The sequence below is a fragment of the Halorubrum sp. SD41 genome (assembly GCF_058630335.1).
On record NZ_JBZVGZ010000016.1, the window covers coordinates 70,610 to 91,128 of the forward strand.

The window sequence follows — 20,519 nt, forward strand, 5'->3', positions numbered from 1 at the left end:
CATACGGCCACCGTGCTGGGGATCCGAGCCCGAAAGTTCGGTGCCGCGTGCCGAACACGCTGACTTCGATGGGGTCTCCCGCTGGTGAGTTCGAACCGGAGGCCGCTCGCCCGACCCGTTGGTGAACTCTCACGCGTCGTCCCGTTCAACCGTCGACGAGGTCTGTACGGTCCCCGTTCGCGACGCGTTTTCGACGCCGGTTGAGTCCGGCCCGTCATCGTGGGCATCAGCACGGGAACCATCTCCGCGCTCTTGTCGAGTGCCCGCTCCAGTCGGTTCCGGCGGCTGGGTCCCTTCGGCCTGTTTCTCACGGGCGAGCCACATCACCAGTCCCAGAAACAGGAGACCAACACCGACCCACAAGCCCGCTTCGACGACCGAGACGAGAGCGTCGACGACCGCGAATTCCAGAAGGAGCGAAACCGTCGATGGCAGGAGCAAGAGGCCCGTGAGAGAGAAATACAGGGAGATCCCGGACAGCAACAGTATCAGCCCGCTCTGTACAGCGGTACTCATCATAACACCGTCGTCAAGGCCGGCGTCGGTGACGACGTATTCCGGCCCCGTCAGCGCATCAACCACCTCCGCCAGCAGAATCAGGCCGACGCCGACGCTGCCTCGCTGAACTGCCCCGATCGGATCGGGAACGACTAGCAGCGAGGGGAACGCGTCTGCGATACCGAACGGGTTCAGCAGGAACGTCGCCATCGCGGAGATGACCGACGCCAATCCAGCGAGAAAACAGACGAACACCACTACCGCGACCAAGGTACCGCCGTGATCGGTGTCACGAGACATGGTCGAAAGGCCCTATATTGGGTGAATCCTCTGAAATATAAAAGCTCGGTTCTGTTGAAATCCTCTGAATCTAATAGTTTTCACCCCAATCGCTCAGTACAGGGGTAGCGGCGAGCGATAGCGGGAGTGAGTATCGCAGATCGGTGGCGACGAGACAGTATTCAAATAGTCGTGAGCGACGGCGACAAGCGCTTATAAAAAGAGAATGCGGTGGCGCGCCTGCGAGCGGCCGCCACCGGCGGCCGCGAGCCAGCCCGCGAGGGAGTCAGTCGCCGGAGCGAAGCGGAGGCGACTGACGAGGTTGGGGAGGGGTGAGGTGCGGTTGCGGGACTGTGCGGGGCGGGACTCAAAGGGGCAGCCGCGAGACGGACGCAGGCGACGTAAGTAGCGTGGCGCTACGCCCACGGAAAGCCGGCGGCGAAGCCGCCGGCGACACCGCAGGGAGCGAACGGAGTGAGCGACCAAGGAACGCAGCGAGCGTGCGTCCGCCTCGCGGCTGGGGCTTTGAAGGCCCTCACCGCAGCAGCGTCAGTCACTTATAAATAACCGACAGCAAAACCGCGATCCTGCTTATAAATAGCCTCACTCACGACGTACTACACTCACTCCCGAAACCAACCAAGAAGCACTCTTCAGCGACCACTTTTTTCAGGTAAGAGCCCATCTGAAAAAGAGGATTTCAACAGAGCCAAAAACTCGTTTTTATCGGAACCGCAGTAGGTAGAGAGTAGTGGTGAAGAAGCACGTCGAGTTTCGGTCGACTCGAACCCCCGTCCCGTGTTCCGGTCACGCCGGCTTCCGAACATCGCGCCACGAGGGACTTTCCCGAAAGATACAATCTGTTGGTGGTCCAACTGGTGTGACGTGACCGCTTGGACGAACAGCACCGGTTGGGACGGAGCGCCGGAGGAGTACTTCCAGTCCTCCGAGGAGCGGCTCGAAGAGTCCCTGTACACCGGCGCGACGAGTCCGCGAGACCTGACGAACGACGAGCTGAACCTGTTGCTCGACGATCCGATTCACTCGCCGATGGAGCAGAAGCTCCGCGAGGAAAAAGACAGGCGAGCCGGGATCGATCGCGATCCGGCTTCGGAGACGGAAGCGTCCGCCGGGTCCGCGAAGCAGACGCGCGATCCGATCTCGGAGACCGAGCTGTACGATCGGACCGCGGAGCGAATTCAGCAGATCTCGCGGCGAGTCGCCGGCGAGACGCTCAGCGAGTCCGATCTCAAGGGCCTGGTGAAGGAGATACACACCGAGTACGGCACGGCGGACAAGCGGCGGATCATCGCCGACCTCCACTCCGACGACACCGACCGACAGGAGGACGCGCTGCGCGAGGTCGGCCGGGATCTCGGGTACATCTGAACGCTCCGGCTCGATCGGGGCACAGTGGCGTTGTCCCCGTGACACCGGGTCAGCACCGTGGCGCGCTCGCCATGCCGGCCGCCCCGTCCGCCGGCTCAGAGGAAGTGTGAGGCGTGCCGTCGCACCGGTCGACGTGTCCCCCCGGCCCGTCGATAGGGATCGGGCTTCGCGTCCGGATACCCCCCGCGTCCGGATACCCGGTGTCACGGGAGTTTTACGCCTCGCAGCCCTCCGATCTACTGGAATGTCCGACTCCGAGTACGCGCTTCAGGCGCGGCTGGAAGCCAAGCCCGAGAAGGCCGACGAGGTGGCCGAGTTCCTCGAGTCCGCGCTCCCCGCGGCCGAGGCCGAGGAGAAGACGACGACGTGGTTCGCGCTGCGGCTCGACGAGACCACGTTCGGCATCTTCGACACGTTCCCCGACGAGGAGGGCCGACAGGCGCACCTCGACGGCGAGATCGCGGCGGAGCTGTTCGAGCGCGCCGACGAGCTGTTCGTCGAGGAGCCGCAGGTCGACGAGATCGACGTGCTGGCGGCCAAACACTCCTGAGCAGTCCGCGGTCGCAGCCGAGCGTCCCGCCGACCGCGGCGGACCGACACCGGACACATCCGGTCGGAGCTTTATTCTCTCGCGCCCCGGACGGAACCGTATGGAGCCAGACTTAGACCGATTCACGTCGCGCCGGTCGACCGTGTACGGTCAGCGCGGCGTGGTGGCGACCAGTCAGCCGCTCGCGAGCGAAGCGGGAATCGAAGTCCTCCGAGAGGGCGGCAACGCGTTCGACGCCGCGGTCGCGACCGCGGCCGCGCTCAACGTCGTCGAGCCCACCTCGACCGGGCTCGGGGGCGACGTGTTCGCCCTGTACCGGACCGCCGACGGCGACGTGGGCGCGATGCGCTCCTGCGGCGGCGCGCCCGCGGACGCGACGATCGAGAACGTCAAGGCGGCGCTCGCCGAGGACGACGACGCCGACTCGTACTACCCCGACGACGGCGGCTACGCGGTCGACGACGCCGGCGAGGCCGGGATGCCCTTTTACGGCCCGCACGCGGTCACGGTCCCCGGAACGGCCCGGGGCTGGGAGGCGACCGTCGAGGAGCTCGGACGCCTCAGCCTCGCCGACGCGCTCGCGCCCGCCATCCGCTACGCGACCGAGGGGTACCCGGTGTCCGAGGTGATCGCGTCGTACTGGGCGAGCGCCGACGCGCTGTTCAGCGACGACCACGCCCGCGAGGCGTTCCTCTTCGACGACGAGCCCCCGAGCGTCGGCCAGACGGTGACGCTCCCCCGGCTCGGCGAGTCGATGCGGACGATCGCCGAGGAGGGCGCCGACGCGGTGTACGAGGGGGAGATCGCGGAGGCGATCGCCGACGAGGTCCAGTCGCGGGGCGGGTTCATGACCGTCGACGACCTCGCCGACTTCGAGGTGGAGTGGCCGGACCCGGTGTCGACGACCTACAACGGCGCCGAGGTGTACGAGCTCCCGCCGAACAACCAGGGACTGATCGCCCTCGAAGCGCTCAACGTCGCGAGCGAGCTCGGCGCCGGCGAGTACGAGTACGACTCGCCGGAGCGCGTCCACTACTTCGCGGAGGCCATGAAGCGGGCGTTCCACGACGGCCACCGCTACATCACCGATCCCGAGTACGAGGAGGTCCCGCCGCTCGCCTCGGAGGAGTGGGCGGCGGAGCGCGCCGCTGGCGTCGGCGAGACCGCCTCGCACGACGTCTCCTTCGGCGTGCCGAACGCGAACGCGGAGGACGCTGACACCGTCCTCCTCACCGTCGCCGACGAGGCGGGCAACGTCGTCTCGTACATCAACTCGCGGTTCGCTGGCTTCGGCTCCGGCCTGGTCGCCGGCGACACCGGCATCGCGCTCCAGAACCGCGGCGCGTCGTTCTCGCTCGACCCGGACCACCCGAACAGCCTCGAACCCGGCAAGCGCCCGTTCCACACGCTCATCCCGGGCGTCGTCCGGTTCGACGAGGACGACTGGGCCGCGTTCGGCGTGATGGGCGGGTACATGCAGCCGCAGGGCCACGTTCAGGTGATCTCGAACATCGTCGACTACGATATGCCGCTCCAGCGCGCGCTCGACGAGCCGCGCTGGCGCTACCGCGAGAGCGGCGAGCTGGGGCTCGAACCGCACTTCGACGACGACGCCGCGGCGAAGCTGGTCCGGAAGGACCACGACGTGCGGACGCTCTCGCCGGTCATGTTCGGCGGCGCACAGATCGCCCGGAACGAAGGCGGAGTGCTGTCGGCCGCCACGGAGCCCCGGAAGGACGGGAACGCGCAGGGGTACTAAGCCGGAGGCGACCGCGCCGCCCCGCGGCCCGATATCCTATCAGCGAGCGAGAACGACCCCCGCGTTCGCGGTCGACCGCCGATCGGCGAACGGTCGGGAGAGCGCGGCTGTACCGAACGGAAGCGGCTTGCTGCGTCCGAATTCCGGCGCTGTGGTATTTGTGATCGTGGATACACTTATAAGCGCTCGTATGGTATACGCTCACAGCATGAAGCGACGAATCCAGCGACGCGACGTACTCAAGGGCGCCGGCGCGGTCGGCATCGCGGGCCTCGCCGGCTGCTCGACGGAGAGCGGCGACGGGTCCGATGGCGGTGACGGCAGCGACGGGTCTGACGGCGGTGACGGAATGGACGGCGGCGACGGCTCCGACGGCGGCGACGCCAACAACGTCCCCGACGCGGTGATGGTCGTCGGCTTCCCGCAGTCCGGCATTCAGCTGTTCCGCGACTTCTACTCCGAGTTCGCCGACAGCGCGCCCGACCTCGACATCATCGTCCCCGACGGGCTGATCGACGCCGACCTTCCCGAGGAGGTCGACAACGATATGAACAACGTCATCGGCACCGCGCCCTCCGCGGGCGGTCCCGGGGCGGAGTTCTTCACCGAGTCGTATCAGGAGGCGTACGGCGAGGAGCCGGGCGTGTTCACCGCGCAGGCGTACGACGCGATGGCGGTCGAGATCCTCGCGGCGACCGCGGCGGGCGAGAACGACGGCGAAGCGATCCGCGACCGAGTCCGGACCGTCGCCAATCCCGGCGGCGAGGAGTTCGGGCCCGCGGACCTCCCGGACGCGGTCGAGACCGTTGCGAGCGGCGACCCGGTCAACTACGTCGGCGCGTCCTCCAGGGTCAACTTCGACATCAACGGCGACATCGCGACGGCCGCCTACGACATCATCGACTTCCGGAACGGCGAACTGGAAACCATCGACACCGTCGAGTTCGGGAACGACCTCACCGAGGAGGACCTGAACGCGACGGCCGCGGATCCGGTCGGCGTCGACTCGTTCACGGCACGGATCGGCGTGTTGATGCCAGAGACGGGCGACCTCGGTCCGCTCGGCGTCCCGATCCGCGACGGTGCGCTGCTGGCCGCGACACAGGTCAACGACGCCGGCATCAACGTCGACGTCGAGACGCGGGTCGAAGACACGCAGACCAACCCGCAGGCCGGTATCTCGGGCGCGAACGCCATCGTCAACGCCGGCTACGGCGCCGTCGTCGGACCGGCGTCGTCGAACGTCAACCTCCAGGTCGCAGACCAGGTGTTCATCCCCAACGGCGTCGTCGGCATCTCGCCGTCCTCGACCGACCCGAACGTGACGGACTTAGAGGACAACGGCTACATCTTCCGGACCGCGCCCTCCGACCTGCTCCAGGGGCCCGCGATGGCCGACCTCGCCGTGGGCGACAACGTCGGCGCCGAGAGCTCGGGCACGCTGTACCTCAACGACGCCTACGGGCAGTCCCTGGAGGAGGCGTACGTGAACGCCTTCGAGGAGCGCGACGGGACGATCACTCAGCGCGTCTCCTTCGAGCCGAACCAGCCGACGTACACCAGCCAGTGGTCGAGCGTGCTGAACGAGTAGGAGTTCGCCAGAGCCGTTCTCCGATTTTTTCGTGGCTCGTGAGCCGCTGCGCTCGTCGAGGAGCGGCGAGACAGTCGGAATCGACACCGGAGCGGGTTGTGAGACGATTCGGCTGCGCGTCGCGATTCGCCGCCGCCGGTCACTTCTTGTACGCCTCGCGCAGGAACACCAAGGCCCCGCCCAACATTGCGAGGTTGCCGAAGAAGGCGAGCCGCTCGCCGCTCTTGTCGTCCTCGTCGGCGTTCCAGAAGTCGTGCATCGTCGCGGTGACGACGGTCAGGAACGCGACCGCTGCGCCGGTCGCGACCCGGGGGAGCCGCCAGAGCGCGATGCCGAGCCCGGCGACGACCATCATGCCGGAAGCGAACGGCGCGGCGACGTCCGGCATCGGGACGCCCGCCGACTCGGCGTACTCGATCGTGTCGTCCATGTCGCGGAAGTCCTCCGAGGCCTGCGCGGCGAGGCCGACCCCGAGCAGGACGCGGCCGAGCCGCGACGGCGCGCCGCGGTCGACCGCCTCGTCGGTCGTCTCCGTGGGTTCGTCGTCGCTCATACCTCTCGTAACGGCGGCCGACGGTATAAATCGCGGTGACGACCGGAGCGGACCCCCGCCGCGTCGCACCCGGCCCGTCACACCCCGTCGATACGCTCCAGTACCCGACTCGTCGCCGCCGCGTCGAAGGCCATCGGGCGTCGCCACCAAGGGCCCTTCCCGGAGTCGCTCGACAGGTCGGTGACGATCGGGTTCGCCTCGCCCCCGGCGTCGGCCGCGCTCAGCGGGACGACGCGGTCGAAGAGCCCGGATGCGTCCGGGTCGCCGAGCGCGACCACGCGGGCGTCGAACGGGTCGCGCTTCAGGTGCGCGTTCGTCGGCGCGACCGCGGCGGCGGCCGCGCGGTCGACGACGCCCCCACCGTCCCCGTCGCCGCCGTCTCCCTCCCCGGTCGAGAGCACGCGCTCGACCCGCATCCCGGCGAAGAGGTACGCGCCCCAGTCGGGCGCGAGGTCGGCGTCGACGTCGACGCCCCGCTCGCGGAGCCACGCGCCGCCGCGCTCGTCGACTTCCGGGTCGCCCGCGCGCTCGTCGCCCGGTCCCGCCCACCCGCGCGGTCGCAGCGTGAGCGTCGCGTAGAAGAGGAGCCAGTCGCCGGGGTCGAGGTCGGCGATCCGGGACGCCTTCACCCCGTAGGGGTCGCCGTACGTCGCCCGCTCGCGGCCGTGGACGCCCGGGAACTCGGGGTCAGCGTGGACGGGCGTCCCGCGCAGCTCCGCCGGGACCGCGAAGGGGAGGTCGAGGTCGCCGTAGGCCGGGACCGGCTCGTCGACGGGGAACCGGTCGCGGGAGAGCGTCGGCGCCGACTCGGGGATCGGGACGTACGCGAACGAGCCGTCGGGATAGACGGGGCCGCGGAAGCCCGGCTCGTTCGTGTTGGCAGCGACGTTGACGGCGACGGCGCGGGGGTCGGACACGAAAAACGAGGGGTTCAGTCGGCCGTCGCGGCGGCCCCCTCGTGTTCGATCTCGGTACCGAGGAGGTCGAGGAACTCCGCGATCCACTCGGGGTGGTCGGGCCACGCCTGCCCGGTGACGAGGTTCCCGTCGGTCGTCACGCCGTCGACCCACGAGCAGCCGGCGGCCTCGACTTCGGGCCTGACGGCCGGGTACGCCGTCATCTCGTAGCCGTCGAGCACGCCCGCCGCCGCGAGGATCTGCGGGCCGTGACAGATCGACGCGACCGGCTTGTCGGCCTCGAAGAAGTGGCGCACCGCGTCGAGCACCTCGTCGTAGCCGCGGAGGTACTCGGGGGCGCGTCCGCCGGGGACGACCAGGGCGTCGTAGTCGGCCGGGTCGACGTCGTCGAACCCGTGGGTGAGCTCGAAGTCGTGGCCGCGCTCCTCGAGGTACGTCTGGTCGCCGCGGAAGTCGTGGATCGCGGTCTTGACCGTCTCGCCCGCCCCCTTCTCCGGGCAGACGGCGTGGACCTCGTGCCCGACCGCCCGAAGCGCCTGGAACGGGACCATGATCTCGTAGTCCTCGCCGAAGTCGCCGACGATCATCAGTATCTGTTGTCCTGGCATGCGCGTAACACCGTCTGTCAGTACGCGCTACTAGCCAATAACGATACTGGGGAGTGATACCATGATACGCTCCCCCTCGAAAGCGGTTCTCGCGCCGTCAGCCGGACGGCGGCATTAGGGAGACCGGCGGGCGTCAGCGGGACTGGTTCGGCGGCCGGAGGTCCCGCTGAAACTCGTCGAACTGTTCGAGGTCGTCGGGGAGCTCGTACTCGATCTCGCGGTCGTCTTGGTTGTCGGGGAGCCGACCGTCTTCGAGCTCCTCCGCTGCCTCCTCCCACCCGGGTTTCACGCGGACGGAGCGCGCGGGCGAGCCGACGACGACGTGGTGGTCGGGCACGTCGCCCTGAACGACGGAGCGCGCGCCGACGACGCTGTTTTCCCCGATCCGACAGCCCGCCCTGACCATCGCGTCGTAGGTGACGCGCGCGTCCGCCTCGACGATCGTGTGGAAGTTCCGCACCTCGGTCTGGTCGACGATGTCGTGGTCGTGGCTGTAGATGTGGACGCCGTCGGAGATGGACGCGCGGTCGCCGATCGTCAGCTTCCCGCGGTCGTCGAGGTGGACGTCGTCGTGGATCACGACGTTGTCGCCGACCTCGATGTTGTGGCCGTACGTGACGGAGATTCCCTTGAAGAAGCGACAGTTGTCCCCGCACTCGGCGAACAGGTGCTTGCCGAGCATCTGTCGGAAGCGGAGCGCGAACTCGACGTTGTCGGCCATCGGCGTGGCGTCGAACTGCCGCCAGAGCCACTGGAGGTGTTTCGAGCGCTGGAAGCGGTCCTCGTCCTTCTCGGCGTAGTACTCCGACTCCAGCGTCGCGTTACACGGGTCGTACCCCTGGAGGCGGACGCGCTCGGCGCGCGACACCGACTCGCCGCTCTGCCACGCCTCCCACGCCTCGCGGTCGCCGTGGAGGTCGATCAGCACGTCGCGAACGACCTCGCAGGTGTCCTCGTCCGAGGAGAGCCGCTCGTCCACCTCGTCGATGAACCCTCGGACCCCGGCCTCGGCGCCGTCGGGCAGGGACACGTGTCGCTTTGTCATCGGCCCTCCTTCGTCGCCGTCCCTCAAAGGGATTCGGTTGTGCGAACGGGACGCGCGGGCGCCGCCCGCGATCCGGGCCCGCGCGCGGTGGCGGCGTTCCCACGCGGTGACCGAGACCGCACCGGATAAGTGCGCCAGCACCCAACGGCGAGTATGGAACACCGCGAACTCGGTAACTCGGGCGTCGAGGTCTCGGAGATCGGCTTCGGCGCGTGGGTCGTCGGTACCGACTGGTGGGGCGACCGCTCGGACGACCAGGCGGTCGGGATGGTCGAGGAGGCGCTCGACGCGGGCGTCACCTACGTCGACACCGGCGACGTGTACGGCCACGGCGACAGCGAGGAGATAATCGGGAAAGCGATCGACGGCCGCCGCGACGAGGTGACGCTCGCGACGAAGATCGGCTACGACTTCTACAACAACCCGCAGGCCGGCCACGGCGAGCTTCCGAAAGAGCTCGACCGCGAGTACCTCGAAACCGCCTTCGAGCGCTCGCTCGACCGCCTCGACACCGACCACGTCGACCTGCTCCAGTTACACAACGCGAACGTCGACGACGTCACGCCCGAGGTGCGGGACCTCCTCCGCGAGTGGAAGGAGTCGGGGCGCGTCCGCGCGCTCGGCTGGGCGCTCGGCCCCTCGATCGGCTGGCTCGCCGAGGGCGACGCCGCCGTCGAGTACGAGGAGTTCGACGCGGTCCAGACCGTCTTCAACCTCTTCGAGCAGGAGCCCGGCCGCCACTTCGTCGAGACGATCCGCGAGAGCGACTCCGACACGTCGGTCATCGCCCGCGTCCCGCACTCCTCCGGCCTCCTCAACGAGCAGGTGACGCCCGACACCGTCCTCGAAGACGGTGACCACCGCTCGCACCGCCCGAAGGAGTGGTACGAGACGGGCTGGGAGAAGGTCGACGCCATCCGCTTCCTCGAGGACCCCGACGGGGTCGAGGGGACGCGCACGATGGCGCAGGCCGCGATCCGCTGGCTGCTCGCGCACGACGAGGTCGCCTCCGTCACGCCCACCTTCCGCGACGGCGACGACATCGCCGAGTGGAGCGCCGCGAGCGACGTGCCGCCGATCTCCGACGCCGAGTACGACCGCCTCGAAGCGCTGTACGCCCGCAACTTCGACGTCGACCGCGACGACGGGATGGACGTCCTCCGCACCTCCGTCGACGGCGAGGACATCGAGGCGGCCGGCCTCGACAAGCGCGCGGCCTCGTACTGAGCGGCGACCCGCCCCGCCGCTTGCGACGACGACCCACCCTTCTATTTCGCGTCGAAACCGCACGACAGCGGCGCTACTCGTCGGCTTACGACCACTTTCACCGCGCTCCACGACCGCGAGCGGCGGCCGCGCCACTGGCGGCGGTAGGAACGGTGGCTCGGTGGAAACCCGTCGTCACAGGGGGCTCGGTGGGGGTAACCGACTCGTCATCGCCACCACGCCGACCGTTGCGCAGTCGCGGGTATAAATGGCTCGCGACGCTCCGGAACCCGTTTGAACCCCGGCCACCTCTACTCCTCCCATGCGGGAAGTGACGTTCCGGATCCGCCACGCGGGGGAGCCGGAGTGCGAGGTGAGCGCGCGCCACCCGGAGGTGCGGTATCGCTCAGTCTCCTCGATGACCGGCAGCGGACCCGAGCGCAAGCGGATCGCCGAACTCACAGGGCCGCCGGCCGAGATCGAGGCGTTCGTCGAGGAGTTCCGGGAGTTCGATCTGATCGTGTCGGCGGAGCCGCTCGCGCCGATCGAGGGCACGCACGCGTACGTCGCGCTGACGATCGACGTCGACGCCGCCGACTGGGACGGGATCGGCGACCGGTTCTCGCAGATGGGGATCCACTACCGAACGGGGACGACCATCTCGGGCGGGGTCGAGCGCTGGACGGCGTACCTCGAGGACGGGGACGACCTCTCGGCGGTGATGCGCGAGCTGGAGCGCGGCGGCAACGAGGTGGAGCTGGCGCGGAACGTCGAGCTCGCGTCGATCGAGCGCTCGCCGCAGCTCCCCGCGTCCGGCCTCCTCGACGGGCTCACCGAGCGGCAGCGAGAGGTCCTCGCGACCGCGATCGCCGCGGGCTACTACGACCACGGCGGCGGCGTTGGCGTCGAGGAGGTCGCCGAGGAGCTGGGGCTCGGGTCGACGACCGTCTGGGAACACCTCTCACGCGCGGAGTCGGCGGTGATGAACGCGCTGTTCGACCGGTTCGCAGAGGGCGAGCCGGTCGGCGCCGTGCGCGAGCGAGACCGGACGGACTCGTCGTGATCTGAACGGATTTGACGTATTTCGGGCCCGAACCAACGCTTTTGTCGCTCCGGAACGGAGCGGCGCACATGGACGACGGAACCGTGTCCGTGCCGGACGAGCAGTACGAGCGTCTCACCGCCCTCGCCGCCGCCCGCGGCGTGAGCCCCGAGACGCAGCTGGCTCGGCTCATCGACGACGCGTACGCCGGCCTCGACGACGACGCCCCCGAGTCGCTCCCGCTCGGCGTCTGCGACGGCTCCGACGAGGAGTGAGTCGGGCGGCGGGCCGGTGAGAGACTCGTGAGCCGCCGCGCCGGGCGGACGCGGTAGTGCGTTATCCGCGACGGGAGCGGTACGATGACCGACGGGGAAGCCAAAGCTTTGAACCCCCTCCAAACGCGGCCTCCCACAACCGAGGTTGATAGCTGTGGCTGAGAATCTTGGACTGAAAGAGGCGCTCTCGATGGCGCTCGGCGGTATGATCGGTGGCGGCATCTACGCCGTCCTCGGCGTCGTCGCGCAGATCACGGTCTCGGCCGTCTGGTTCGCGTTCCTGATCGCCGGGGTCGTCGCCACGTGTGCGGGGTACTCGTACAACGCGCTCAACCGCCTCACGGATAACCGCGGGGGTTCGGTGACGTTCGTACAGTGTTACCTCGGCAACTCGACCGTGGCCGGGATGATCGGGTGGACGCTCCTGTTCGGCTACGTCGGCTCGATCGCGATGTACGCGTTCGCCTTCGGCGAGTTCACGGCCGCGTTCGGTGTCGTCCCGTCGCGTGTCGCGGGCGTGTCCGTGCGGCCGCTCGCCTCGGTGCTGGCGGTGGTCGGATTCGTTGGTCTGAACCTGCTCGGGGCGCGAACCACCGGAGTCGCCGAGAACGTCCTCGTCGCACTGAAGATCGGCATCCTCGTCGCGTTCGGGCTACTCGGACTGGTGTACGCGTTCGGGTTCAGCGGCGCCCCGTTCGACTACGGCCGCGGCCACTTCGGCGGCTTCGACCCCGTAACGGCGGCCGCCATCTCGTTCGTCGCGTTTCAAGGGTGGCAGCTCCTCTACTACGACCAGGATCGCATCGAGGACCCCGTCGAAACCATCCGGAAGGCCGTGTACATCTCCATCCCCGTCGCCGTGGCCGTCTACGTCCTCGCGGGGATGGTGACGGTGAACCTCGCCCCGGAAGCGCTCGTGTCCCGCCCGCACGTCGCGCTGAAGGACGCCGCGTGGCTCGCGATGCGGCCCTACGGCCTGGCCCAGCTCGGGGCGGTCGCTCTCGCGCTGTCGGCGCTGTTCTCGACCGGGAGCGCGATCAACGCGACGCTGTTCTCGTCGGCGCATTTCGCCAAGGGACTGCTCGGCGACGACCTGCTCCCGGATCGGATCGGGAGCCCGGACGGCGACGGTATCCCCGAACGGACGGTCCTGTTGCTCGGCGGCGTCACCGCGATATTTACGTGGTACGGAAGCCTCGAGGCCATCACTTCGTTCGCCTCGCTGTCGTTCATCCTCGTGTTCGGCGCGATGAGCTACCTCGCGTTCCGGCAGCGCGACCACGACGAGGTGAACGCCGTCATCCCGGCGATCGGGACGGTCGGATCGCTGGCGTTCTTCCCGCTTATGCTGTTCAATCTCTACACCCGAGAGCCGAACACGTTCTACACCGTGCTCGGCATCGCGGCGTTCGTCCTCGCCGTCGAACTGCTCTACTTCGAGCGCGACATCATCGAGGAGGAGGTCGACGCGTTCGACCCGCCGACTCGGATCGTGGGGGAACGCTGATATATGGCGCTCAGAACCTCGCTTCAAGGCGTTCTGACGAACCCCACGTACCTGCTGGGCTGGGGGACCCTCGTCGCCGTCTCCCTCGGGGCCCTGAGCCACGACCTCCGCTCGAACAACAGCGGCCTCGGGAGCCTGATGAAGTTCGTCTGGGGTCTCACCGTGTTGTACTCCGGCCCGATCGGACTGGCGGTGTACTGGTACTCCGGCCGGAGTCAGATACGGCGCGACAGCCTCTGGCGTCGAGGCTTTCGCAGCGTCTGCCACTGCTACTCCGGCTGCGGCGCCGGCGAGGTGACCGGCCTTGTCATCGCCCTCGGTGTGCTGGCGATGGACCGCCTCGCCGTCGTGGCCACGACGTTCGCGTTCGCGTACGCGTTCGGCTACGCGCTGACCGTCGGCCCGCTCATGCAGGACGGAGTGTCGTTCCCTCGCGCGATGCGGGACGCGTTCCTGAGCGAAACGCCGAGTATCACCGTGATGGAAGTCGTGGCGATCGGGGCCGACCTCTGGCTGGCGGGCGAGGCCGGACTGACGGACGCGCTGTTCTGGTCCGCGCTCGTGGTCTCGTTGTCGCTGGGGCTCGTCGCCGCCTATCCGGTCAACGTCCTCCTGATCAGGATGGGCGTAAAGGAAGGGATGATGGACCCTCGCGACGCGGCCTAGTCTATCGCCGTCCGAGGGCTTCGACGCGGCCGCGCCTCTCGGTACCGGTCTCCGTCGTAGCTCCCGACAGTCGCCGTCGTAGTCCTCCGCACTCGCTCGTCCGGATCACTCCTCGTAGGGCCACCGCCCGCCCGTCTTCAGCTCCTCGACGTACCCCTCGTCGATGGCGTCGCGGACCGACTCCCGCGAGCGGTGTTCGGCCTCGACCTCGCCGGTCGCGAACCGGTAGACCGCCGCGGTCACGAGCGTCGCCACCTCGCGGAGGTCCCGCGAGTCGAGCTTGTCGAGGGTGTCGGCGTGGGTGTGGCCCCAGCCGCGCCCGGACTGGTCGCTCGTCGTGGAGGCCATCACGGCCGGGATCCCCTCCTGGACGAACGCCCACTGGTCGCCGTGCGGCGAGATCGTCTCCCCGGTCGTCAGGGAGGCGTCGAACGCGTCCGCGACGCCCTCGAAGACGGCGCGCATCCCCCCGAACCCGTTCGTCCCCACGCGGAGATTCCGAGAGCTACAGGCGCCGTCGAGGTTGACCACGCAGGCGATCTCCTCCTCGGGCGTCGTCTCCGCGGTGTGATACGCCCCCCACAGGCCGATCTCCTCCGAGCCGAACGTGACGAGCCGCACCCGCGTGTCGAGATCGTCCTCGACGGTCGCGAGCAGGCGCCCGACCTCGGCGACGAGCGCCGACCCCGCGCCGTTGTCGTTGGCGCCGTCGCTCACGTCGTGGGCGTCGACGTGGGCGGTGAGGTACACCGCCTCCTCCGTGTCAGGTCCGACTTCCGCGACCGCGTTGACGGAGGTCGTCGGCTCGTTCCGGCAGTCGACGTCGAGCGAGACGGTCGGTCCGTCTTCGTTTCCGTCAGCTGCGAGCCGCGCGAGCCGCTCGCCGACCTCCTTCGAGACGCCGACGGCGGGGATCGGCCCCGGCCGGTTGTGGTACCCGATCTCGCCGGTCGGCGGGAGCGCCCCCTCAATGTGGTTGCGGAAGACGAACCCGACCGCGCCGCGCTCGGCGGCCGCGACGTACTTCTCCATCCGGTGGATCCACCGGTCGTGGGAGTCCGGCGTGCGCGAGGAGGCCATCGCGACCGCGCCCTCCAGCTCGTCTCCCGCGGCCGCGAACGCCTCGTCGGTGCCGTCGCCGACGTCGACGAGCGGCGCCGTCGCCTCGCCGCTCGGCGTCCCCGGTAGCGCGATGACCTCGTGGGAGTTCTCGTGGTGTCGCTCGACCGCGCCCGACACCGCGAGCGAGGACTCACCGCGCCACCAGCCGGGGATCTCGAACTCGTCGAGGCCGGCGTTCCGCAGGCCGGCGTCCTCGAACGCCTCGACGACGCGCTCGGCGCCGCGGCGCTCGCCGGTCGATCCGGCCATGCGGTTCCCGATGTCCGTCAGGTCCGTGAGGACGCTCCACCCGAAGTCGCTCGTCCGCGCGTCGCCGACGACGCGGTCCGGTAGCTCGGTCATACGGGCCGGTTGGGCCGCGGGCGAAAAGGGGTTCGGGAAGCGGAGCCGCGGTCGACCGCTCCCGCCCGTCGCCGCGGCTCAGGCCGGGTCAGCCGCGGTCACCTCGACCGCGACGTCGGCGGGGTCGACGCCGATCCGCGCGAACTGCGTGCGGACGTGCTCGCGGGCGGCCTCGACCGCCTGGTCGCGGGTGTCGAACCCGCGGGGCATCGGCTCCTCGAAGGCGACGCGGATCTCCTCGCCGTCGACGACGAGCGGCGACCCGCCGCTCTCGACCTCGTAGAAGGAGTCGCACACCCAGACGTACGGCGCGTCCTCGTCCGGCGCGCCCTTGTACGCGGGCGGCTCCTCGCCGCGCTCGAACACCGTGCCGGTGAGGTCCGTCCCGCCGCCGCTGCCGCGAACGAGTATCATACCGTCGGTAGGGGGGCGAGCGTGATAAGCGCCCCGCGGGAGGTTCCCGCACGCCGGCGGCGCGAGGGCAAACGCTTTCGGCCCGGCGACCGGTGGGTACGGCATGACGCTGGAGGATTTCACCGAGTTCACCGGTGACGGCGAGGGCGACGGCGACGCCCCGGGCGAGGACGACGCCGGGAGCGCGGCCGGCGGCGACTCCGCGGTCGACGACGGAAACGCGACCGACGGAGGGAGCGCGACCGACGCCGCGGCAGGGACCTCCGGAAGCGACGCCGCGGACGACGCGTTCGCCGACTACGACGCGACGCCGGCCGGCAGCGATTCGGGCCTCGGTGTGGTGTCGGTCTCGCAGGGGCTCCGCGTGGCCGAGGAGGAAGAGGAGACGTCGCTGAAGGCGTTCGTCACGACGGGAAACCGCGAGTCCGTGCGGCTCGGGAAGTACCTCCTGATCCCGTATCCCGACGGCGAGCGGCTGTTCTGTCGGATCACGGGGTTAGAGTACGCACAGGAGTTCCAGTCGGACGACGCGACCGAGATCCACGCCCGCCGGCAGATGCGGCGCGACGAGTTCGCCGAGCGCGACTACAAGTTCGTCGCCGACCTGGAGCCGATGTCCGTCGTCTACGGCGAGGGCGAGGAGATGAAGCGGCGGATGACGGACCGCGTACCGAAGCCCGGCGCCGTCGTCGAGGAGGCGGCCGACGACGCCGAGATCAAGACGGGGCTGAAGATCCCCGACGACGGCGTCTTCCTCGGCCACCTCTCGGTCGGCGGCGAGAAGGTGCGGACCGCGGCGGAGCCCCCGACAGTCGACTACCGGGTGAAGGACGACTACGGCGACGGCGACCCGCTCGCCTTCCGTCACACGCTCGTCGCCGGCGGCACCGGATCGGGGAAGACCCACGCCTCGAAGAACGTCCTCCGGCAGTACCTCGACTCCGACCGGACCTACCCGATGGGCGACGGCCGCGAGTCGCGGATGGCGGTCGTCCAGTTCGACCCGCAGGACGAGTACGCGCAGATGCACGACGACAATCCCGACCTCGACGACGCGTTCGCGCGGCGGCTCGAACGGGAGGGGATCGCCCACGGCGGCCACGACGACACGGTCGCCCTCGTGCCCCGCGTCGCGAACGCGACGTACCCCGGCGAGGGGCACCGCGCCGAGCGCGTCGAGTTCACGATCCCCTTCTCGCTGGCGGACGACATGCCGTGGCTCGTGGCCGGCTCCGGGCTCAACGACAACCAGTACCCCGCGCTGCTGACGCTGCTCAACCGCTTCTTCGACGACTACGGCGACTCGGGCACCTACAGCCAGTTCCTCTCGTACCTCGACGATCCGGCGCTCAAAGAGGAACTCCACGAGAGCGGGCGGGTCCACGAGGCCACCTTCGACGCCGTCAAGCGCCGGGTCCGCGGGGTTCCGAGCGGCGTGTTCGACCAGGACGCGAAGCCGATCACGGAGCTCGACCACACCCTCGTCCGGCCGGGGGGACTCTCTGTCGTCCCCACCTACCACCTGCCGACCTCCCGGCAGAAGGAGATCGTCGTCCTCGCGGTCGCGGGACTGTTAGTCGACGACAAGCTCTCGAACGACCCGGCGAGCGACCGGATCAAGGAGACGCCGCTCCTCGTCGGGATGGACGAGGCGCACAACTTCCTCGCGGACGCCGACAACGTCCAGGCCCAGAAGGTGGTCCAGAAGTTCACGGAGGCCGCCAAGCAGGGCCGCAAGGAGCGGCTGGGTCTCTTTTTAATTACGCAGGACCCCCAAGACGTGGCCGAGTCGGTGTTCAAACAGATAAACACGAAGATCGTCTTGAACCTCGGCGACGAGGACGCGATCTCCAGCGTCAACATCCCCTCGAACCTCGCCGGCAAGGTGCCGTACATGGAGAAGGGGCAGATGGTCGTCTACTCGCCGGACAACTCAGAGCCCGTCGAGCTGATCGGGCTCTCGGAGTGCGTGACCCGGCACGATTGACGAGACGTATCCGCGCCCCTCTGCGCGACGCGGCGCGCCCCGGATTGCCGCCGAGCCGGAGTCGCCGCCGCCCTTTTTATCCGGAGCGGGCGAACCGCCGCGTATGAGCAAGCGCATCCTCGTCGCGGTCGACGGGTCGGAGGAGGCGGTCGAAGCGCTGCGGTTCGCGGCCGGCGAGTGGCCCGACGCCGACCTCACGGCGCTCCACGTGATCAACCCCGCGGACTCGGCGACGGGCGCCGAGGGGGGGTTCCCGGGCGCCTCCGACCAGTGGTACAAGAGCGCCAAGCAGCGCGGCGAACGGATTCTCTCCGAGGCGGTCGACGCGGTCGATCAGGAGATCGACACGCGGCTGGAGGTCGGGCGCCCGACGAAGACGATTCTCGACGTAGCGGGCGGCGAGAAGCCCGTCGGCGAGGACGGCGACGAGCCCGGCGAGCCGTTCGACCACGTCGTGCTGGCGAGCCGCGGGCGGACCGGGCTCTCGCGGGTCCTCCTCGGCAGCGTCGCGGAGGGCGTGGTGCGCCGCGCCGAGGTGCCCGTGACGGTCGTCCGGTGAGTCGGGCTCCGCGGGCGGCCCGCCGTCCCCTCACTCCTCGGCGCGCTCGGCCGCGACCACCTCGCCGACCATCGACCACCCCTCCTCGTCGGAGCCGGAGCGGCCGAGCAGGATCCGCTCGTAGTCGTCGGAGCTGATCAGCCGGAAGTCGGCGTCGCTGTCCGCGTCGGTCCGGACGCCCTCGCCGCGGAACTCCCGCTGGAAGAACTCCGTCGACGAGAACTCGAAGACGCCCGTCTCGCCGGTGTCGAGTTCGAGCCGCACCGGCCGAGGCTGGACGTTGTGGATCCGCTTCGCGACGGGGTTGAGGTCGGGCATATCGGCGAGTCGGGTCGGGGCGGATAAAATCCGTCGGCTCCGGCGGCCGCTGAACACTGCCGTACTATCTTAATACCTCACGGCGCGTTAAGAGCGTGAGAACCATCATGATAGAAGCATCGCTCACCTACCTTCGCGACGGCGACGACGCCGTCACCACCGCCGTCATCGGCGGGCTCCTGCTCCTCGCGAGCCCGCTCGTCATCCCCTCGATCCTCGTCTTCGGCTACCTCGCGCGGGTCCTACGGCGCACCTCCGACGGCGACGACGAGCCGCCGGTCTTCGAGGCGTGGGGAGAGCTGTTCGTCGACGGCCTGAAGGCGTTCGCCGTCGTCTTCGTTTACTCGCTGCTCCCGCTCGCGGTCGCCGCGGCCGCCGCGGTCGTGAGCCTCAGCGCGTTCGTCGTGGTCCCGGGAACCGGCGACGGCGGCGCGGGGTCCTTCCTCGGCGCCTTCGCTGTCGGGATCTTCGTCCTCGTCGCGGGGCTCGTCGCCCTGGCCCTGTCGCTCGTCGGGCTCTACGTGACGCCGGCGGCGCTCGCCGCGGTGGCGGAGTCGGGACGGGTCGGCGACGGGTTCGCCGTCGGCGCGCTCTGGGGCGTCGTCACGAAACGGGCGTACGCGACCGGCTGGCTCACGGCGGCGGTCGTCGTCCTCGCCGGCGCGCTCGCTATCGGCGTCCTCTCCGTGGTCCCGATCCTCGGGACGATCGCCGGCGTGTTCGTCCAGTTCTACGCGCTCGTCGCCGCGGCCGCGATCGTCGGCTGGACGTGGGCCGACGTGCGGCCGGTCGCGACCGAACCGCCCGAGCCGGAGGTCGCGGAGCGGTCCGCGGTGTAGCCGGTCCGTAGTGTAACGGGTCGGAACGGCCCGCGATGTAACGGATCGGAATCGAAAGCGGCGCCGAAAGTCGGAGAGCCGCGAAAAGGGAGCTACTCGTCGAGGACGTCGTCGTACTCGCCGGCGTCGACGCGGTCGTCGAACGTCCGGGCGTCCTCGCCCTCGATGGTGACGCCGAGGGAGGCGCAGGTGCCGCCGACCTCCTTGGCGGCGGCCTTCGTGTCGTACGCGAGCAGGTCGCTCGACTTCTGCTCGGCGACCTTCTTCACCTGCTCGATCGACATGTCGGCGACGAAGTTCTCCTGGGGCTCGCCTGAGCCGGTGTCGAAGCCGGCCTCGTCCTTGATGAGCTCCGCGGTGGGCGGCACGCCGACCTCGATGGTGAAGGAGCCGTCGTCGTCGTACTCGACGGTGACGGGCACCTCCATGCCGTCGAAGGCAGCGGTCTCGTCGTTGATCTCCGCGACGACGTCCTGAACGTCCACCGGCGTCGGTCCGAGCTCGGGACCGAGCGGCGGGCCGGGGTTGGCCTGCCCGCCGGGGACGAGCGCTTCGATAGTTCCAGCCATGTCCGTACGAACCCGTCGCCGACTTTTAACGGTTGTTCTTTCGGGCAGGGGGAGTCAGCGGTTCGCACACCTTACATCTCGCGTAACTGGCGGTGAACGACCGTTTCGACGAGCTACGTAGATCCAGTGCGGATTTATAAAGGATCTCGATATTCCGAGTGGAGCAATAGCGAACCCCTAGCCGCTCATTTATAAATGTCTGATGCCGGATCGGCGGAGAACGTCCCCAAAGCCCCAGCCGCTCGTTTATAAATAGTTGATCGCGGTTCGGCGGCGAACACTTCCAAAGCCCCAGCCGCTCGTTTATAAATAGTTGATCGCGGTTCGGCGGCGAACACTTCCAAAGCCCCAGCCGCGAGGCGGGCGCACGCTCGCTGCGGTCCTCAGTCGCTCGTTTCACTCGCTCCTTGCGGTCCTTGCGTCGCCTGCACCCGCCTCGCGGCTGCCCCTTTGAGTCCCACCCCGCACAGCACCGCAACCGCAC

General features: G+C 69.0%; 21 protein-coding genes. 12 read left to right on the top strand and 9 right to left on the bottom strand.

Going from position 1 to position 20,519, the window contains the following annotated elements:
* Positions 1-129: 129 nt before the first annotated feature.
* Positions 130-798, bottom strand: a complete 669-nt coding sequence (locus AC4NMM_RS09220) for a hypothetical protein (RefSeq protein WP_096395163.1) — start codon at positions 796-798, stop codon at positions 130-132.
* A gap of 864 nt (positions 799-1,662) precedes the next feature.
* On the opposite strand from AC4NMM_RS09220, the gene AC4NMM_RS09225 reads away from it, so the two are divergent.
* The 4 genes from AC4NMM_RS09225 to AC4NMM_RS09240 all read left to right on the top strand — a co-directional run bounded on the left by AC4NMM_RS09225 (position 1,663) and on the right by AC4NMM_RS09240 (position 6,066).
* On the top strand, positions 1,663-2,166 hold the full coding sequence (locus tag AC4NMM_RS09225; RefSeq protein ID WP_096395161.1) for a hypothetical protein: 504 nt from the start codon (positions 1,663-1,665) through the stop codon (positions 2,164-2,166).
* A 244-nt stretch (positions 2,167-2,410) separates the two neighbouring features.
* Positions 2,411-2,716 (top strand): putative quinol monooxygenase, encoded by a 306-nt coding sequence (locus tag AC4NMM_RS09230; RefSeq protein WP_096395159.1) that lies wholly within the window; start codon positions 2,411-2,413, stop codon positions 2,714-2,716.
* A 100-nt stretch (positions 2,717-2,816) separates the two neighbouring features.
* A complete protein-coding gene (locus AC4NMM_RS09235) occupies positions 2,817-4,475 on the top strand; it encodes a gamma-glutamyltransferase family protein (RefSeq protein WP_096395157.1) in 1,659 nt (552 codons plus the stop codon).
* Between the two features lie 208 nt (positions 4,476-4,683).
* Positions 4,684-6,066: an ABC transporter substrate-binding protein gene (locus AC4NMM_RS09240; protein ID WP_096395155.1), complete on the top strand. Its 1,383-nt coding sequence runs from the start codon at positions 4,684-4,686 to the stop codon at positions 6,064-6,066.
* Between the two features lie 139 nt (positions 6,067-6,205).
* Here AC4NMM_RS09240 and AC4NMM_RS09245 read toward each other — a convergent pair whose 3' ends face one another.
* The 4 genes from AC4NMM_RS09245 to AC4NMM_RS09260 all read right to left on the bottom strand — a co-directional run bounded on the left by AC4NMM_RS09245 (position 6,206) and on the right by AC4NMM_RS09260 (position 9,189).
* Positions 6,206-6,619, bottom strand: a complete 414-nt coding sequence (locus tag AC4NMM_RS09245; protein ID WP_096395153.1) for a DoxX family protein — start codon at positions 6,617-6,619, stop codon at positions 6,206-6,208.
* Positions 6,620-6,696: 77 nt separating this feature from the next.
* Positions 6,697-7,536: an Nmad3 family putative nucleotide modification protein gene (locus AC4NMM_RS09250; RefSeq protein ID WP_491924140.1), complete on the bottom strand. Its 840-nt coding sequence runs from the start codon at positions 7,534-7,536 to the stop codon at positions 6,697-6,699.
* 14 nt (positions 7,537-7,550) lie between these two features.
* Entirely contained in the window at positions 7,551-8,144 is a 594-nt protein-coding gene (locus tag AC4NMM_RS09255; RefSeq protein WP_096395148.1) for a DJ-1/PfpI family protein, read from the bottom strand.
* Positions 8,145-8,277: 133 nt separating this feature from the next.
* The gene (locus tag AC4NMM_RS09260; RefSeq protein ID WP_096395146.1) at positions 8,278-9,189 is read right to left on the bottom strand and encodes an acyltransferase; all 912 of its coding nucleotides are present in this window, start codon (positions 9,187-9,189) and stop codon (positions 8,278-8,280) included.
* Positions 9,190-9,342: 153 nt separating this feature from the next.
* Between AC4NMM_RS09260 and AC4NMM_RS09265 the strand changes: the two genes are divergently transcribed.
* The 5 genes from AC4NMM_RS09265 (at position 9,343) to AC4NMM_RS09285 (ending at position 13,885) form a co-directional block, all read left to right on the top strand.
* The gene (locus AC4NMM_RS09265; RefSeq protein WP_096395144.1) at positions 9,343-10,416 is read left to right on the top strand and encodes an aldo/keto reductase; all 1,074 of its coding nucleotides are present in this window, start codon (positions 9,343-9,345) and stop codon (positions 10,414-10,416) included.
* A gap of 301 nt (positions 10,417-10,717) precedes the next feature.
* A complete protein-coding gene (locus tag AC4NMM_RS09270; protein ID WP_096395142.1) occupies positions 10,718-11,458 on the top strand; it encodes a helix-turn-helix domain-containing protein in 741 nt (246 codons plus the stop codon).
* Positions 11,459-11,526: 68 nt separating this feature from the next.
* Positions 11,527-11,712 carry a hypothetical protein gene (locus AC4NMM_RS09275; protein WP_096395140.1) on the top strand — a complete coding sequence of 62 codons (186 nt, stop codon included), beginning with the start codon at positions 11,527-11,529 and terminating at the stop codon, positions 11,710-11,712.
* A 154-nt stretch (positions 11,713-11,866) separates the two neighbouring features.
* Positions 11,867-13,219: an APC family permease gene (locus AC4NMM_RS09280; RefSeq protein ID WP_491924141.1), complete on the top strand. Its 1,353-nt coding sequence runs from the start codon at positions 11,867-11,869 to the stop codon at positions 13,217-13,219.
* A gap of 3 nt (positions 13,220-13,222) precedes the next feature.
* A complete protein-coding gene (locus tag AC4NMM_RS09285; RefSeq protein WP_491924142.1) occupies positions 13,223-13,885 on the top strand; it encodes a DUF4396 domain-containing protein in 663 nt (220 codons plus the stop codon).
* Positions 13,886-13,990: 105 nt separating this feature from the next.
* On the opposite strand, the gene AC4NMM_RS09290 is transcribed toward AC4NMM_RS09285, so the two are convergent.
* A complete protein-coding gene (locus AC4NMM_RS09290; protein ID WP_096395136.1) occupies positions 13,991-15,349 on the bottom strand; it encodes a M28 family peptidase in 1,359 nt (452 codons plus the stop codon).
* A gap of 78 nt (positions 15,350-15,427) precedes the next feature.
* Positions 15,428-15,763 carry a DUF7113 family protein gene (locus AC4NMM_RS09295; protein ID WP_096395134.1) on the bottom strand — a complete coding sequence of 112 codons (336 nt, stop codon included), beginning with the start codon at positions 15,761-15,763 and terminating at the stop codon, positions 15,428-15,430.
* A gap of 103 nt (positions 15,764-15,866) precedes the next feature.
* Between AC4NMM_RS09295 and AC4NMM_RS09300 the strand changes: the two genes are divergently transcribed.
* Both AC4NMM_RS09300 and AC4NMM_RS09305 read left to right on the top strand, forming a co-directional pair.
* Positions 15,867-17,750, top strand: coding sequence for an ATP-binding protein (locus AC4NMM_RS09300; RefSeq protein WP_096395132.1), 1,884 nt, complete (start codon positions 15,867-15,869; stop codon positions 17,748-17,750).
* Positions 17,751-17,853: 103 nt separating this feature from the next.
* Positions 17,854-18,309 (top strand): universal stress protein, encoded by a 456-nt coding sequence (locus AC4NMM_RS09305; protein WP_491924143.1) that lies wholly within the window; start codon positions 17,854-17,856, stop codon positions 18,307-18,309.
* 30 nt (positions 18,310-18,339) lie between these two features.
* Here AC4NMM_RS09305 and AC4NMM_RS09310 read toward each other — a convergent pair whose 3' ends face one another.
* Complete coding sequence (locus AC4NMM_RS09310; RefSeq protein WP_096395128.1) at positions 18,340-18,627, bottom strand: DUF8072 family protein; 288 nt, start codon at positions 18,625-18,627, stop codon at positions 18,340-18,342.
* A 107-nt stretch (positions 18,628-18,734) separates the two neighbouring features.
* On the opposite strand from AC4NMM_RS09310, the gene AC4NMM_RS09315 reads away from it, so the two are divergent.
* Complete coding sequence (locus tag AC4NMM_RS09315) at positions 18,735-19,466, top strand: DUF4013 domain-containing protein (RefSeq protein ID WP_096395126.1); 732 nt, start codon at positions 18,735-18,737, stop codon at positions 19,464-19,466.
* A 92-nt stretch (positions 19,467-19,558) separates the two neighbouring features.
* Here the strand turns inward: AC4NMM_RS09315 and AC4NMM_RS09320 are convergent, their stop codons facing one another.
* Entirely contained in the window at positions 19,559-20,035 is a 477-nt protein-coding gene (locus AC4NMM_RS09320) for a 50S ribosomal protein L11 (protein WP_006112818.1), read from the bottom strand.
* Between the last annotated feature and the right edge of the window lie 484 nt (positions 20,036-20,519).